This window comes from Pedobacter sp. MR2016-24, assembly GCF_026239655.1.
GTDB lineage: Bacteria > Bacteroidota > Bacteroidia > Sphingobacteriales > Sphingobacteriaceae > Pedobacter.
Genome location: NZ_JAPIVO010000008.1, coordinates 96,920 through 111,791, shown reverse-complemented (window position 1 = coordinate 111,791; position 14,872 = coordinate 96,920). Strand labels below are relative to the sequence as shown.

Below are 14,872 nucleotides of genomic sequence, written 5' to 3'. Positions count from 1 at the left end.
ATGAAAGTACATCTTAAAGTTTGGCGTCAGAAAGACGCAAAGAGTAAAGGCAGTATGGTTAATTATGATTTGGACAATGTAGATCAGCACATGTCATTTCTGGAGATGATGGATACCCTGAACGAGCAGCTTACCCTAAAAGGGGAGATGCCGGTTGAGTTTGACCATGATTGCCGGGAGGGGATTTGCGGCACCTGCGGGATGATGATTAATGGTCAGGCCCATGGTCCTGTGCCCGGCCTGACCGTTTGCCAGCTGCATATGAGGGAATTTAAAGAAGGCGATACCATTTACGTAGAACCGTTCAGGGCAATGGCTTTTCCCCTGAAAAGAGATTTAAAAATAGACAGGTCCGCTTTTGACAGGATTATACAGTCGGGCGGCTTTATCACCGCTAATACCGGCATGCCTGCAGAAGCCAATAACTTGTTGATTGTCCATGAAACTGCTGAGTCTGCCTTTGATTCTGCCGCCTGTATCGGCTGCGGTGCCTGTGTAGCTACCTGTAAAAATTCAAGTGCTGCTCTTTTTACCTCAGCCAAGATTTCCCACCTGGCAAAACTGCCGCAAGGAGAACAGGAAGCGGCTAAAAGAGTATTGAAAATGGTGAGTAAGATGGATGAAGAGGGATTTGGTCATTGCAGTAATACGGAGGCCTGTGAAGTAAAGTGCCCGCAAGGCATATCGGTCTTAAACATCGCCAGGATGAACTGGGAGTTCAATAAGGCCTCTTTGCTACATTAATAAAATATATTTTTTAATAGTGTAGCATTTAGCTTGTTATCTACGTTTAGTATATAGCAGAACCTTGGGTTTTGTGATTTGTGCGGGAGATATTTCTTGCGCTGGCAAGATATAATCTTCATTCAGTGGTGTGTTTGTGGTATCGAATTCTGCCAGATGCTTTAAGATCTTACCACACAAATGAATGCAAAAGCCCTCTGATGTTAGGATCAGAGGGCTTTGTTATTTATGATTTTTCCGGAGCGCTTACCAGAATATTGTGTAAAGTGCAACAATGACACCGCAGATAATTAATGCACCTGCTGCGAAACCTGTACTTGTTTTAAACATGCTTCTGTCAATCTCCAGTCCTTTAGGGTTCACACCATTTCTATTTTCCATTTTACTGATGATGAACATGGCGATGATACAGATCACGAACACAAAACCCATTCTGTCCAGGAATGGAATTTCATATAACATGCTGCCATCTTTTTGTTCTACCAGTTTGGAGAATCCGAATGGGCTTAACCATTCCAGGTTAGCAAATGAAGGGAGAACTTTAAATCCTACAGACATCAGGAAGCCACCGATAGTAGCAAAGAGTGCTGCGTTGGAAGTAGTTCTTTTCCAGAAGAAACCCAGGATAAACATGGCGAAGATACCCGGAGATACGAAACCTGTATATTCCTGAATGAACTGGAACCCGCCTTTTTTATCTATCCCCAACTGAGGAGCGATAATAATAGCAAGGATCATGGCTACAATCACAGTGATACGGCCAATGATTACCTGTTTGTTTTCATCAGCATCTTTATTGATTACCTTTTTGTATACATCCAAAGTAAAGATCGTAGCGATACTATTGGCTTTACCTGCAAGGGAAGCAACAATTGCTGCTGTTAAAGCTGCAAAAGAAAGCCCCTTTAGTCCTGCCGGCAGTAAGTTTAATAATACCGGGTAGGCAGAGTCGGCATTCAGGGAACCATCTTTCAGCATCGCCGTCTGGAAGTTTCCGTATCCTTCTTTGTACAATACATAAGCTGCGATACCAGGTAAAACTACAATGATAGGCATCAGTAGCTTCAATCCTGCTGCAAATAATAATCCGCCTCTGGCAGTTTTTAAATCTGCACCCAAGGCTCTTTGAGTAATGTACTGGTTACAACCCCAATAGTTTAGGTTTACAATCCACATACCGCCAATCAGCACAGATAAACCCGGAAGATCCATATAATGTGCATTCTCCTTATGGAAAATCATTTGGAAGTGATCCGTAGCTTTCTCCTTGATAATACTCAATCCGTTTAATACACCAGTGGTACCGAAATGTGTAGACACAAGTTCTAATGCAAGATAAGTCGTCGCCAGTCCCCCCAGGATTAAAAAGAATACCTGAATTACATCCGTATAACCAATCACCTTCATTCCACCCAGTGTAATAATTACAGCAAATACAGATAAGATGTACATGCACGCTGTGGTATTAATGCCGGAGATGCTGTTGATGGCCAGGGCGCCCAGATACAAGATAGACGTCAGGTTTACCACCACATATAACAACAGCCAGAAAATAGCCATGATCATGGCTACAGTACTGTTGTAACGCTGACCAAGGAATTGCGGCATGGTATAGATCTTATTTTTGATATACACCGGTATAAAAAAGATAGCCACAATGATCAGGGTAGCTGCTGCCATCCATTCGTAGGTAGCGATGGCCAGTCCCATCGTAAACCCGGAACCGCTCATCCCGATAAATTGCTCCGCAGAGATATTAGAGGCAATGAGGGAGGCACCGATAGCCCACCAGGTTAAGGAATCTTTAGCCAGGAAGAAGTCTTTCGAATTCTCTTTCTGTGATTGTTTTTTACGGTAAACTGTCCACCCATATAAAGCTACAATGAGGAAGTAGACCAGGAATACGACGTAGTCGTACGTTGCTAATGAATTCATGTGAGAATTTTGTTGAGCAGGTTTAAATAAATCTGTTGACTATATTTTCAAGTAGTTCCTGTTTGCCACTTAAGGTTTCAGGCTCTCCTTGTTCAATTGCATAATTGGTCAGGTCTTCCAGGTTTAGTTTTCCATTCTCAAAATCTTTACCTGCACCCGAATCAAAAGAAGCATATCTGTCTGTGCGGATTTTTTTATAGTCTGAGTGCTGCAGGATATTGTCGGCGCTGATCAAAGCACGGGCAAAAGTATCCATACCACCAATATGTGCATAGAATAAATCGGCTGCATCAGTAGAGTTTCTTCTGATTTTTGCATCAAAGTTTATTCCGCCGCCTTTTAATCCGTCTGCTTCCAGGAAGATCAGCATTGATTCCGTCAGTTCATTGATGTTATTCGGGAACTGGTCAGTATCCCATCCATTCTGGTAATCGCCCCTGTTTGCATCCATAGAACCTAATAGTCCGGCATCAGCTGCTACCTGTAGTTCATGCTGGAAAGTATGGCCTGCTAATGTAGCGTGGTTAACCTCCAGGTTCAGTTTGAAATCATCCATCAGGTCATACTGACGCAGGAAGCCAATTACTGTTGCTGCATCATAATCATACTGGTGTTTACTTGGCTCACAAGGTTTTGGCTCAATCAGGAAAGTTCCTTTGAAACCCTGTCCTCTTGCATAGTCTTTAGATGCATGTAAGAATTTAGCCAGGTGTTCCTGCTCACGTTTCATGTCAGTATTCAGCAGGCTCATATAACCTTCACGACCACCCCAGAATACATAGTTTTCTCCGCCAAGGGCTATCGTAGCATCCAGCGCAAATTTAACCTGCGCCGCACCATGTGCCAATACGTGGAAATTTGGATTGGTAGATGCACCATTCATATACCTGCGGTGAGAGAACAGATTCGCTGTTCCCCATAAAAGTTTTACACCGCTATCTGCCTGTTTTTGTTTTGCATACTCCACAAGTGCCTGTAAACGTCTTTCGTTATCTTTTACATCATTGGTATAATCAACCACATCCACATCATGGAAGCAGTAAAAAGGCAGGTTCATCTTGGTCAGAAATTCAAAAGCAGCATCCATTTTATCCTTTGCACGTTCTACTGCATCTGCTTTTTCATTCCATGGATGAATGATAGTAGGCTCTCCAAATGGATCACCACCGGTAGCTACAAAAGAATGCCAGTAAGCACCAGCAAAACGCAGGTGATCTTTCATCGTCTTGCCGGCAATCACTCTGTTTTCATCATAATAACGGAAAGCCAGTGGGTTATCTGAATCTACGCCCTCGAATTTTACTTGTCCTATTCCTTTGAAGAATTCTTTCTCTCCGGTAATTACGTTTGTCATACGGATCTTATTAATGGTTTTGTGTTAGATTAATTGTTTGTTTAAAAGTCTGAGCCAATCCTGGTAGGCAGGTTCATAAGCATCAGTTATGGTGGGTTCAATGAGTTGTAAAGATTTGATTTTGCTGAAGGCCTCTGCCGGTGTAGAAAATATGCCTGCGCCGATTCCTGAACCTAAGGCAGCACCAACACTGCCATCATTTTCATACAGCTCTACCGGAACGCCCGTACTGTTGACGAATGCTTCAAGGAAAAGGTCACTGAGGAAAAGATTTGCTCTGCCGGCGCGGATCACCGTTGGGTTGAGTCCGTTGGAACGCATAATATCCAGTCCGTATCTGAAAGAGAAAGCAATGCCTTCCTGTACGGCACGGAAAATATGTGCCTGGGTATGCAGGTTCAGGTCTATATTTTGAAAATGCACACCTACCAGTTTGTTTTCCAGCATGCGCTCTGCACCATTTCCAAAAGGAAGGATGCGCAGACTATCCGATCCTACTTTTATTTTGCTGCCTTCCGCATTCATCTGCGCGTAGCTGGTCTGCGGACCAAATAAGTTTTTTGCCCACCTGTTTAGGCTGCCTGTACCGTTAATACACAGCAATACACCCAGACGCTTTTCTTCTGCTGTATAGTTCACATGCGCGAAGGTGTTTACCCGTGATTGCGGATCGTAAGCCAGCTGGTCGCTCAGGCCATAAATTACGCCGGAAGTGCCTGCTGTAGCGGCCACTTCACCCGGTTGAAGCACGTTTAAAGATAAAGCATTATTTGGCTGGTCACCCGCCTTATAGGTTACCGGCGTACCTGCCGGAATACCTAACAGCTGAGAAATTTCTGCCGTTACCCGTCCGTGCTCTGCAAATACAGGTTTAATTTCAGGAATCAGGTCGTATGCAAAACCGTAATAGTCCATCAGCTCTGCAGAGAGGCTATTTGTTTTGAAATCCCAGAAAATACCTTCCGATAAAGCGGAAATACTGGTTGTGATCGCTGAGGTCAGTTTCATCGCAATGAAATCGCCAGGCAGCATGATTTTATCTATTTGCGCATAAATTGCTGGTTCGTTCTGTTTTACCCAGGCCAGTTTTGAAGCTGTGAAATTTCCCGGAGAGTTAAGCAGATGGGAGAGGCAATGCGTTTCTCCCAGTGCTTCAAAAGCGGCGTTTCCAAGTTCTACCGCTCTGCTGTCGCACCAGATAATACTGTCGCGCAATAGTTTCTGCTCCTTGTCGACCAAGACCAGACCGTGCATCTGGTAAGCAATGCCGATCGAAGAAATATCCTGTGTACTGAACTCGCCCATTGCCTTACATTTTTGAAAAGCCTGCTGTACATGTTCCCACCACATTTCCGGACTTTGTTCTGCCCAGCCTGCTTGTTTCGCTGTGATTGCACTTTCTTCTTCCGGATATTGTGCTGAAATTACAACTTGCTGCGTTTCCGCATCTACAACAGCAACTTTAATGGAGGAGGTACCTATATCTATTCCTAGTAACAACATATGGATTTCATTGCAAAGTTTATAATGGTTATCAGGAACGAATTTAGGTTAATCTTTTAATATTGCAATCGATTGCCCAATTATTTTTTGCAGTTTTGTATTTCATATGAAACGCCAGAAAAGAACGACCATCTATGATATAGCGCTGAAGCTCAATATAGCCGCTTCTTCTGTATCCAGAGCGCTGAGTAACAGCAGCAAAATAAATGCTGATACCAAAGCCCTGGTGCTTAAAACAGCCGCTGAGATGAATTATCAGCATAACGTAATGGCTTCTAATCTTCGTAAAGGGAATAACCAGACGATAGGGGTGGTAGTACCACGGATCAACCAGAACTTTTTCTCCAATATTATCGCAGGGATTGAGGAAATCACCTATGATAAAGGCTATAATCTGATTATTTGCCAGTCCAACGAGCTGCATGCACGTGAAGTTGATTGTGTAAATACTTTGATTAACCAGCATGTGAGTTGTATTATCATTTCTATTGCTGCTGAAACGGGGAGTTATGATCACCTGCAGCAGGTGCTGGACCGGCAGATTCAGCTGATCCAGTTTGACAGGGTGGTGGAAGCGCTGGATACGTTTAAAGTGATCAACGATAATGAACAGGCCTCTTTTGAAGCCGTTGCTCATTTGATTACACAAGGTTATAAAAGGATAGCACTTTTGGAAGGGCCGCTACACCTGGATATTTTCAGGCAGCGGAAAGATGGATACCTGGGCGCACTGGCCAAACATGGTATTCCTGTCTTGGCGGAATTGATGTGTGAAAATGCCTGGACAAAAGCGCTTGGGGCAGAGGCAACTGCGAAATTACTGAGTTTACCTGAGCCTCCCGATGCGATATTTGCCTCTACATCGGATTTCTCGGCACTGGGTGTGCTGGAGGTTGCGACAGCTAAAGGTATTTCCGTTCCGGATTCGCTTGGTATCTGCGGTTATTCCAATGAACCTTTTACGGAAATCACCAGTCCGTCTATCACCACTATAGATCAGCATACGATGAGTATGGGGAAGACGATTGCAAACCTGTATTTCCAGGAGATGGAAGTTCAGGAAACCCCTGCTGAACCTAAGATCGTGAGCATTATGCCCGAACTGATTATCAGAAAATCCAGTCAGAAAAAGCTTATTCCTAAATACTTGTCAGATTAAATACCAAGCGGTACTTTTGACAGATGGAGGGACAATCAAAAGCAGAACGTACCCGGCAGTTTATTATCGAATCTACCGCCGGAATATTTAATAAAAAGGGATTTGCCGGTACTTCTTTGTCCGATTTAACCGAAGCTACCCGTTTAACAAAGGGCAGTATCTACGGGAATTTTGAGAATAAGGAGGAAGTTGCCCTTTGTGCATTTGATTATAACCTTTCAAAAATCAAGCTGGCGATACAGAAAAGAATGCAGCGGTCGCCCACCTTTCATGATAAACTCATGGTCTATGCGCAGGTCTATCATAGCTTCAGAGGAGAACCTTTTCCGGTTGGCGGATGCCCCATTTTAAATACTGCCATAGATGCCGATGATACACATCAAGGCTTAAAAGATAAGGCGGGGCATGCTGTGGCAGAATGGAAAAAGACCATTATGGAATTGATTGGTGCTGGAATAGCTTCGGGAGAATTCAAAGCAGATACCGACAGCCTGCAGGTTGCCTTATCCATAATTGCACTGATTGAAGGCGGAATTATGATTGCAAAAGTAACCAGTAGTCCGGCCAGTCTTGATAAAATTCTAAAGACTGTTGAACTCCTGGTTGTACAGCTCAAAGCATAAAAAAGCCTCCGCAATTTATATTTACGGAGGCTTTAATCTGACCTTTTCGGGTCTTATGCTATCTTTATACCGATTTGAATACTACAATACCATTGTGTCCGCCGAAGCCGAAAGTATTGCTCATTGTATTTTTGATCTTCGCTGAAACTGCTTCTTGAATGACAATATTCAGGTGACCAGGAATAGCCGGGTCGAGTTCTGTTGTATTGATTGTTGGCGGAACAATTCCGTCCCTCATAGAAAGCAGGCAAATGATCGCCTCAATCGCTCCGGCCGCACCTAATAAGTGACCAGTCATGGATTTTGTAGCGCTGATCAGCAGGTTATTTTTCTCTGTACCCAATAAGTTAACTACAGCATTTACCTCAGATAAATCACCAACCGGTGTAGAAGTAGCATGCGTGTTCAGGTAGTCGATATCAAAAATAGTTAAACCAGCTTCTTCCAGCGCTAGTTTCATTGCATGAGATGCACCCAGTCCCTGAGGATGGGTGGCAGTCATATGATAAGCATCAGCTGTCATAGATGCCCCACCTACTTCACCATATATTTTAGCACCACGTTTTACGGCATGCTCATATTCTTCCAGTACCAAAGCACCGGCACCTTCACCCATTACGAAACCATCACGGTTCACGTCGAAAGGTTTAGAAGCCGTTTCCGGCGTATCATTCTGTGCAGACATTGCTTTCATTGCACAGAAACCACCTACAGAAGATGCAGAAATAGGCGCTTCAGAACCACCAGTTACGATGACTTTTGCTTTACCCATGCGGATATAAGTAAAGGCATCCATAATGGCTGTGTTTGAAGTAGCACAGGCAGAAACAGTAGTGTAGTTAATGCCCATATATCCGTTACGGATCGAGATCATTCCTGAAGCCATGTTAGCAATCAGTTTTGGTACAAAGAAAGGACTGTAACGCGGAGTACCATTTCCCAGTGCAAATTCTGATGCTTGTTGCTCGAAAGTATCCATACCACCCTGACCAGAACCCCAGATTACACCTACATCAAAGGGATCCATTTTGTCGAATTCAAAACCAGAATCTTTAATTGCCTCATCACACGCTACTAATGCATATTGCGTAAAACGGTCTGTTCTTTTGATATCTGACCTGTCTAAATGCTGAGCGATGTCAAAGTCTTTAAGTTCACAAGCAAACTGGGTGCGAAACAATGAAGCATCAAAACGGGTGATTTTTGCTGCACCGCTTTTACCTGCTACTGTATTGCTCCAGAACGTATTTACATCATTTCCAAGAGGGGTTAATGCCCCGATACCTGTGATAACAACTCTTTTTAACATATGTATTTATAAATTAATAATTGACCAGCGGTCTGATACACTGCTGATTAAAGATCTAAATTAAGAAATTTTTATACCATTTGGTATTAAACAAATATTTAATACGGTGCGAAAATACAAATAATCAGCCATATGAGGAGTGTCGTTTGACAACGTAACTGATATTTTGCGGGAAATAACAATGTTATAGCTTAAGGTTGAACAGATTTAGCACGATATCGTTATATTTGAAAATCAAATATTAGAAATATAATGTCAGATCAGAAAAAAGAAATATTCGACAGTGTAGCCCAACGACTTAAAATTGAGGGTTTTAATGTAGTTAACCGTGATGAGACCCGTCCATGGGGTGGTTTTTTTGTTATTGATGAAGAACAGGCGCAACAATTTGCCAATGTTTATTTTGACGGCTTAAATGTAGAAGACCTGAAAATTTCAGGCAAATTAAGTCCTAAAATTCTAATCGTAGCACCAAATACACGTCTGTCGTGGCAGTATCACCACCGCCGTGCAGAAATATGGAGAGTGGTAAGCGGTACTGTGGGTGTGATTACCAGTGAAACAGACGAGCAGGGTGATGTGCAGCAGTTAGTGCCGGCTACAACCATTAAGTTGAAACAAGGCGAAAGACATCGTTTAGTCGGACTGGACGACTGGGGTATCGTATCGGAAATCTGGCAGCATACAGATCCGTCTAATCCATCAGACGAATCTGATATCGTACGTGTATCTGACGATTTCGGCAGATAATACATCAGCAGATTGCATATATATCATATGCATGAATATACTAAGCACGTTTTGCCTCAGGTGAAACGTGCTTATCCTTTTTTTGTTAAACAAATATCCTTCCTCGACGGGCCTTGTTCAAGGGGCTTATATTCACAACATTCCGGTTCATTCTGTTTTCTTTTGCTATTTTTGTCGATTGAACATCTGGCGGAATCTTTTTTTCGTTGATATACCTACAATTTTATGATCATTCTACTATTTTTTTTACTTCATTGGTTTTTATCACTTTTTTCTCAAACATTCTTTTTACACCGGTATGCGTCGCATAAAATGTTTAAAATGAATGCTTTCTGGGAGAAATTTTTCTATACAATCACATTTTTATCCCAGGGATCTTCTTTCCTTAACCCCCGTGCTTATGCTATTTTACACCGCATGCACCATGCCTTCAGTGATACGGAGAAAGATCCGCACTCTCCACATTTTGTGAAAGACGTTTGGGGAATGATGATTCAGACAAAGAATATTTACCTGAACTACGCAAAGTATAATGAGGAGCCTGAAGAGCAGTTTCGCGATAAATATCCATCATGGCCACTGATTGATAAAATCGGTGATTCATGGATAACGAGATTGATATTTATCAGTTTTTATATCTGGTTCTACGTAACTTTTGCTACGGCATGGTGGATGTTTTTATTCCTGCCAATCCATTTCCTAATGGGGCCTTTGCATGGGGCTATTGTGAACTGGTGCGGACATAAATATGGCTATTCAAATCACGATAATAACGACCATAGTAAAAATTCTTTACCGCTGGACTTCCTGATGATGGGCGAACTGTTTCAGAATAACCACCATAAAAAACCTAACAGCCCGAACTTCGCTTCCAAATGGTTCGAGTTTGATCCTACTTATCCTTTGATGAAAGTCATGCACTGGCTGCATATCATCAGAATCAGAAAGACATAAGTACACACCATATCTATAGAAATAAAACGCTCCGGTAACGGGGCTTTTTTATTTTTCTGCAAAATTATAATCTTATACATATTCGCCATAATGTACGTTATGACACTATCTTCTCATTATAAAAACATTTTTGTTTGAATAGGGAGAAATTCTCATTCAGGATAACAATATGTATAGAAATAATGCCAGATTCGCAGCGTATAAATTTAGAATTTTGAAAATTAACATAACTGCCGTTTTCTTTCTATTACTGGGCCTGTGCTGTGGAATAAATGCGCAGGCGCAGAATTTACATAAAGTTAGTGGTACAGTGCTGGACACGACAAATACGAGCATTCCAAATGCAATAGTGAGGCTTATTGCCGGAAAAGATACATTAAACAGCAGTACAGATACGGCCGGTAGATTTGTTTTCATTAACCTGAAGTCCAGTACCGTTTCTCTCCTTGTCCGCAGTATTGGTTATCTGCCCTACAATAAAGCGTATGCACTTACCACTATTTCCCAGGTGCTGCCCTCAGTGATCCTCAAAGCAGAATCCAATCAGCTGAATGAAGTTGTCATTAAGGGGAAAATTGTACCTATGCGTTTAATGAAGGATACCGTAGAATTTAACGCACAGGCATTCGATGTGCGTGAAGGCGACCGCGTAGAGGACTTACTCAAACAATTGCCCGGTATGGAGTTAGATAAAGAGGGCAATGCAACTTCAGAAGGTAAGGCACTGACTAAAATAAGGGTTAACGGAAAAGATTTCTTTACAGGTAATGTAAAAGAGTTTATAGCCAAACTGCCGGCAAATATAGTAAGCAAGCTGCAGGTGATAGATGATTATGGGGAAAAAGCCAATTTTACCGGTATCAAAAGTGGGGAACCACAAAAGATACTCAACGTGGTATTAAAGCCAGATATGAACAGGGGGAGATTTGCGAAAGGGGCGCTGAGTGCCGGAACAAACGACCGTTATGCGGTAAATCTTGGTAACAATTTCTGGAAAGAAAGTAGTCAGTTAGGTATCAATGCGGATGCCAGCAATACCAATAATGGTACTGGTATAAATAACAATATCAATCTTGGCGCAGACTATAGAAAAACCTTGAACAAGGCGCTGGTGCTGAGTGGAAATTATAATTATACTTATAACAAGAGTGAGCTTTCGCAGCAGAATTATACCGAGACGGCAAATAAAACGAGCACCATTTTTAACAATTCAACCAATGAATCATTAAGCAAAAATAACAATCATAATTTTGGTGCCAATCTGCAGTCCACAGGCAAAGATAATTTTTTACAGGCTGATATCAGAGGGACACTTGCCAATTCAATCAGCAATGCACTCAATTCCTCCACGCAAAGCGAGGCCCTGACAGGTACCCAGACCAGGACAAACAGACAGGATCTTTTAACCCGCAGTAACGCTAATCAACGTAGCCCTAACCTGAATGCTAACCTGATGTTAGGTCGCCATTTTAAAAAAGAAGGCAGGAGTCTGACTGCAGGCGGTACTTTTAGTAATTCCATCAATAATAATAACGATGACTTATTCAATAGCATTGGCTACTATGATCCAGTCAGCGATTTAAAAGTTAAAGACTCCCTGTTGAATACCATCGTGTTAACCCGAAACAGAACCAGGGGCGGAACGGCTAATTTTACCTATACCGAGCCACTGGGGAATCCAAAAGATACAGTCGCTAAGAAAAATATAGATTTCAGTTATGTGTTTTCACTCACACATACAGGAAATGATCTGGAGACTAATCTGAACAATGATATAGGCGCAATCAGCCGTATAGATTCACTGAGCAATAAGTATACTTCTACATTCAGCACACACACTATAGGCCTGAATTACCGGTATGTAACAGATAAACTCAATTATAGTCTCGGGGTAACCGGACAACCTAATCTCTTAACCGGATCATATGAAGGACGTGAAGATAAAATTCACCGTTCCGGTTTTAACTTTTCTCCATTAGCACGGGTATTTTATAAATTGTCGCCCAATCAGATGATTACCTTCAATTATAACGGGAACAGCGTTGCGCCTGACTTTAACCAGTTACAGCCCGTTCGGGATACCCGGAATCTGCAGAACGTGATCATTGGAAATCCCGAACTGAACGCTGCATTTAATCATACTGCAAGCATCAGCTTCCGTAATGTGAATACAACCAACGGGCAGACTTTGCAGGTTGCACTAATCGGTGGAGTGGTTCAGGATAGGGTAGTGAGCAATTCTATACGTATAGTAGATACTTTGAATACTTTTAAACAGGAAACACGTTATCTGAATACAGATGGAAATTATAACCTGGGAGCTAATTATAATTTTTCTTTCCCCCTGGGCAGTAAAAAATATAATCTTGATTTTAAGGGAGGTCTGAGTTATAACCGTCAGGTCTCTTTTACAGAAGGGGAGAAAAACTTCGGCAAAGGCCTGAACCTTAATCAGGGTTTAGCTTTCAGAATGAATCAAAAGTGGTTGAGGATGAGTTCAAATGTAAATTATACCTACAGAAGTAATGTCTATTCCATTTCTACACTACCACAAAATACGATACAGACCTGGATGTTTAATCTTGATGCCAGAACATTTATTCTGAGGAGTCTTACTGCTGGTGTTGCTGCGGCAAAAACCATTAATCAGGGCTATTCACTCTCAGCATCCAACCCCTTAATTGTTAATGGATATATTGAGAAAACCTTCTTTAAGAACAGAATGGCCAGTTTGAAGATAGAGGGGAATGATTTGTTAAATGAAGGTAACAGTTTGAACAATACGATATCAGGTAATGTGACTACAGAGACCAGATCCAACCAGATTACAAGGTATTTTTTGTTTAGCCTGAATGTGAGACTGGATAGTTTTGGAGGGTAATTAATAAACCATAAAAAAAGGGGTTACCGAAAGGTGACCCCTTATGTATATCAATAAATTTTAATCTGTTTTTGCTTTTGGTCTTGAATTGTTGAACCTGCGGTTTCCACCACCATTGCTGCTTCCGCCACCTGGTTGTCTTTTTGCACCACTCAGGTTTGGTTTATGCTCCGTTCTTTCCGGGCGTGCACCTCTCGATGGTTTGCTTTTACCTTTTACTTTTGCAGCTGCTGCGCCAGACATCAGGCTTTGCCAGCTCATCGCATAAGGATGATCTTCCTGAACCGGAATTTTAATAGCGATTAACTTCTCGATATCATCCAGGTATTCTTTTTCTTCTCCATCACAGAAAGAGAAAGAGATACCACTGTTACCTGCACGTCCTGTACGGCCGATCCTGTGTACATAAGTTTCAGGTACGTTAGGCAATTCATAGTTAATAACGTGAGTTAACTCATCCACATCAATACCACGTGCTGCAATATCAGTAGCTACAAGAATACGTGTGGTTTTGGCCTTAAAGTTAGTCAAAGCTCTTTGTCTCGCATTCTGAGATTTATTACCGTGAATGGCTTCAGCCTTAACACCTACTTTAATCAGGTCTTTAACAATACGGTCTGCACCATGTTTAGTACGTGTAAATACTAAAGCTGTAGCGATCGTTTTATCTTTCAGAATATAGATTAAAAGATTTTTCTTGTCATTTTTATCTACATAATAAATTGACTGCTCAATTTTTTCTGCGGTAGAAGAAACAGGTGTTACTTCAACTTTCAAAGGGGTAGTCAGGATTGTATCAGCTAACTTCTGAATTTCAGTTGGCATGGTAGCCGAGAAAAACAATGTTTGTCTTTTAGCAGGAAGTTTTGCGATGGTTTTTTTTACATCATGGATAAAGCCCATGTCCAGCATTCTGTCTGCCTCATCCAATACAAAGATTTCAATATCTTTCAGGTTGATAAATCCCTGGTTCATTAAATCGAGCATTCTGCCTGGAGTAGCGATCAGGATATCTACACCGCGGTGTAAAGCATCCGTTTGTGATTTCTGACCCACTCCACCAAAAATAACCAGGTGGCGTAAAGACAGATTTTTACCATAGGCCTTGAAACTTTCTTCAATTTGAATAGCAAGCTCACGTGTTGGTGTTAATACCAGTGCCCTGATTGGTCTTTTAGGGTTTTTGGCATTATCATGTTCTTTATTCAGCAATTGAAGCATTGGGATTGCAAAAGCCGCTGTTTTACCAGTACCAGTTTGTGCGCAGCCTAATAAATCTCTGCCGGTTAGTATAGTGGGGATCGATTGTTCTTGTATGGGTGTTGGGTTAGTATAACCCTCTGCTTGCAGCGCTTTTAGAATAGGCTCAATCAGGTTTAATTCTTCGAATAACAATGTGTTTGAATTTAATGTGTATAATGTTGAAGAAACGTTTATTCGCCATTTTACTAATAAATAGACTGTTGTTTAAACATTTACGTTTCGGACGCAAATATACATATAAGTTCTGTAACTATTTGTCTTCTTTAAACCGGCTGAAAAACAATAGTGCGAAAAGGCATAAAATGAAGCCAGCTACACCGTTTAACCTTAAACCCCAGTCGTCCCCAGTATCCTTACCATAGATAGTCTTCCTGAAGCGGCAATGAGGAAAGGATAT

At 41.7% G+C, this 14,872-nt stretch carries 11 protein-coding genes; 6 read left to right on the top strand and 5 right to left on the bottom strand.

Features of this window, described 5'->3' with window-relative positions; all coding sequences use genetic code 11:
* Complete coding sequence (locus OQX62_RS21320; protein WP_265833683.1) at window positions 1-744, top strand: succinate dehydrogenase/fumarate reductase iron-sulfur subunit; 744 nt, start codon at window positions 1-3, stop codon at window positions 742-744.
* Window positions 745-990: 246 nt separating this feature from the next.
* On the opposite strand, the gene OQX62_RS21315 is transcribed toward OQX62_RS21320, so the two are convergent.
* Genes OQX62_RS21315 through OQX62_RS21305 form a run of 3 tightly spaced genes read right to left on the bottom strand, consistent with a single transcriptional unit; the run spans window position 991 to window position 5,536 of the window.
* Window positions 991-2,679 carry a sodium/sugar symporter gene (locus OQX62_RS21315; RefSeq protein ID WP_265833682.1) on the bottom strand — a complete coding sequence of 563 codons (1,689 nt, stop codon included), beginning with the start codon at window positions 2,677-2,679 and terminating at the stop codon, window positions 991-993.
* Window positions 2,680-2,701: 22 nt separating this feature from the next.
* Entirely contained in the window at window positions 2,702-4,033 is a 1,332-nt protein-coding gene (gene xylA, locus OQX62_RS21310) for a xylose isomerase (RefSeq protein ID WP_265833681.1), read from the bottom strand.
* 24 nt (window positions 4,034-4,057) lie between these two features.
* On the bottom strand, window positions 4,058-5,536 hold the full coding sequence (locus OQX62_RS21305) for a xylulokinase (RefSeq protein ID WP_265833680.1): 1,479 nt from the start codon (window positions 5,534-5,536) through the stop codon (window positions 4,058-4,060).
* Window positions 5,537-5,642: 106 nt separating this feature from the next.
* On the opposite strand from OQX62_RS21305, the gene OQX62_RS21300 reads away from it, so the two are divergent.
* Both OQX62_RS21300 and OQX62_RS21295 read left to right on the top strand, forming a co-directional pair.
* Window positions 5,643-6,695 (top strand): LacI family DNA-binding transcriptional regulator, encoded by a 1,053-nt coding sequence (locus tag OQX62_RS21300; RefSeq protein WP_265833679.1) that lies wholly within the window; start codon window positions 5,643-5,645, stop codon window positions 6,693-6,695.
* Between the two features lie 23 nt (window positions 6,696-6,718).
* Window positions 6,719-7,318, top strand: a complete 600-nt coding sequence (locus OQX62_RS21295; RefSeq protein ID WP_265833678.1) for a TetR/AcrR family transcriptional regulator — start codon at window positions 6,719-6,721, stop codon at window positions 7,316-7,318.
* A 64-nt stretch (window positions 7,319-7,382) separates the two neighbouring features.
* Here OQX62_RS21295 and fabF read toward each other — a convergent pair whose 3' ends face one another.
* Window positions 7,383-8,627: a beta-ketoacyl-ACP synthase II gene (gene fabF / locus OQX62_RS21290; protein ID WP_265833677.1), complete on the bottom strand. Its 1,245-nt coding sequence runs from the start codon at window positions 8,625-8,627 to the stop codon at window positions 7,383-7,385.
* A 252-nt stretch (window positions 8,628-8,879) separates the two neighbouring features.
* Here fabF and OQX62_RS21285 point away from each other — a divergent pair, with 252 nt between their 5' ends.
* The 3 genes from OQX62_RS21285 (at window position 8,880) to OQX62_RS21275 (ending at window position 13,212) form a co-directional block, all read left to right on the top strand.
* Complete coding sequence (locus tag OQX62_RS21285) at window positions 8,880-9,377, top strand: phosphoheptose isomerase (RefSeq protein WP_265833676.1); 498 nt, start codon at window positions 8,880-8,882, stop codon at window positions 9,375-9,377.
* 225 nt (window positions 9,378-9,602) lie between these two features.
* Entirely contained in the window at window positions 9,603-10,331 is a 729-nt protein-coding gene (locus OQX62_RS21280; RefSeq protein ID WP_265833675.1) for an acyl-CoA desaturase, read from the top strand.
* A gap of 214 nt (window positions 10,332-10,545) precedes the next feature.
* Complete coding sequence (locus tag OQX62_RS21275) at window positions 10,546-13,212, top strand: outer membrane beta-barrel protein (protein WP_265833674.1); 2,667 nt, start codon at window positions 10,546-10,548, stop codon at window positions 13,210-13,212.
* Window positions 13,213-13,272: 60 nt separating this feature from the next.
* On the opposite strand, the gene OQX62_RS21270 is transcribed toward OQX62_RS21275, so the two are convergent.
* Window positions 13,273-14,607: a DEAD/DEAH box helicase gene (locus OQX62_RS21270; protein WP_265833673.1), complete on the bottom strand. Its 1,335-nt coding sequence runs from the start codon at window positions 14,605-14,607 to the stop codon at window positions 13,273-13,275.
* Between the last annotated feature and the right edge of the window lie 265 nt (window positions 14,608-14,872).

Excerpts from the sequence above, each read along its gene's own strand:
- OQX62_RS21315 (WP_265833682.1), bottom strand. The coding sequence starts at position 2,679 with ATGAATTCATTAGCAACGTACGACTACGTCGTATTCCTGGTCTACTTC.
- OQX62_RS21320 (WP_265833683.1), top strand. The coding sequence starts at position 1 with ATGAAAGTACATCTTAAAGTTTGGCGTCAGAAAGACGCAAAGAGTAAA.
- OQX62_RS21300 (WP_265833679.1), top strand. The coding sequence starts at position 5,643 with ATGAAACGCCAGAAAAGAACGACCATCTATGATATAGCGCTGAAGCTC.
- fabF (WP_265833677.1), bottom strand. The coding sequence starts at position 8,627 with ATGTTAAAAAGAGTTGTTATCACAGGTATCGGGGCATTAACCCCTCTT.
- OQX62_RS21280 (WP_265833675.1), top strand. The coding sequence starts at position 9,603 with ATGATCATTCTACTATTTTTTTTACTTCATTGGTTTTTATCACTTTTT.
- OQX62_RS21305 (WP_265833680.1), bottom strand. The coding sequence starts at position 5,536 with ATGTTGTTACTAGGAATAGATATAGGTACCTCCTCCATTAAAGTTGCT.
- OQX62_RS21285 (WP_265833676.1), top strand. The coding sequence starts at position 8,880 with ATGTCAGATCAGAAAAAAGAAATATTCGACAGTGTAGCCCAACGACTT.
- OQX62_RS21295 (WP_265833678.1), top strand. The coding sequence starts at position 6,719 with ATGGAGGGACAATCAAAAGCAGAACGTACCCGGCAGTTTATTATCGAA.
- xylA (WP_265833681.1), bottom strand. The coding sequence starts at position 4,033 with ATGACAAACGTAATTACCGGAGAGAAAGAATTCTTCAAAGGAATAGGA.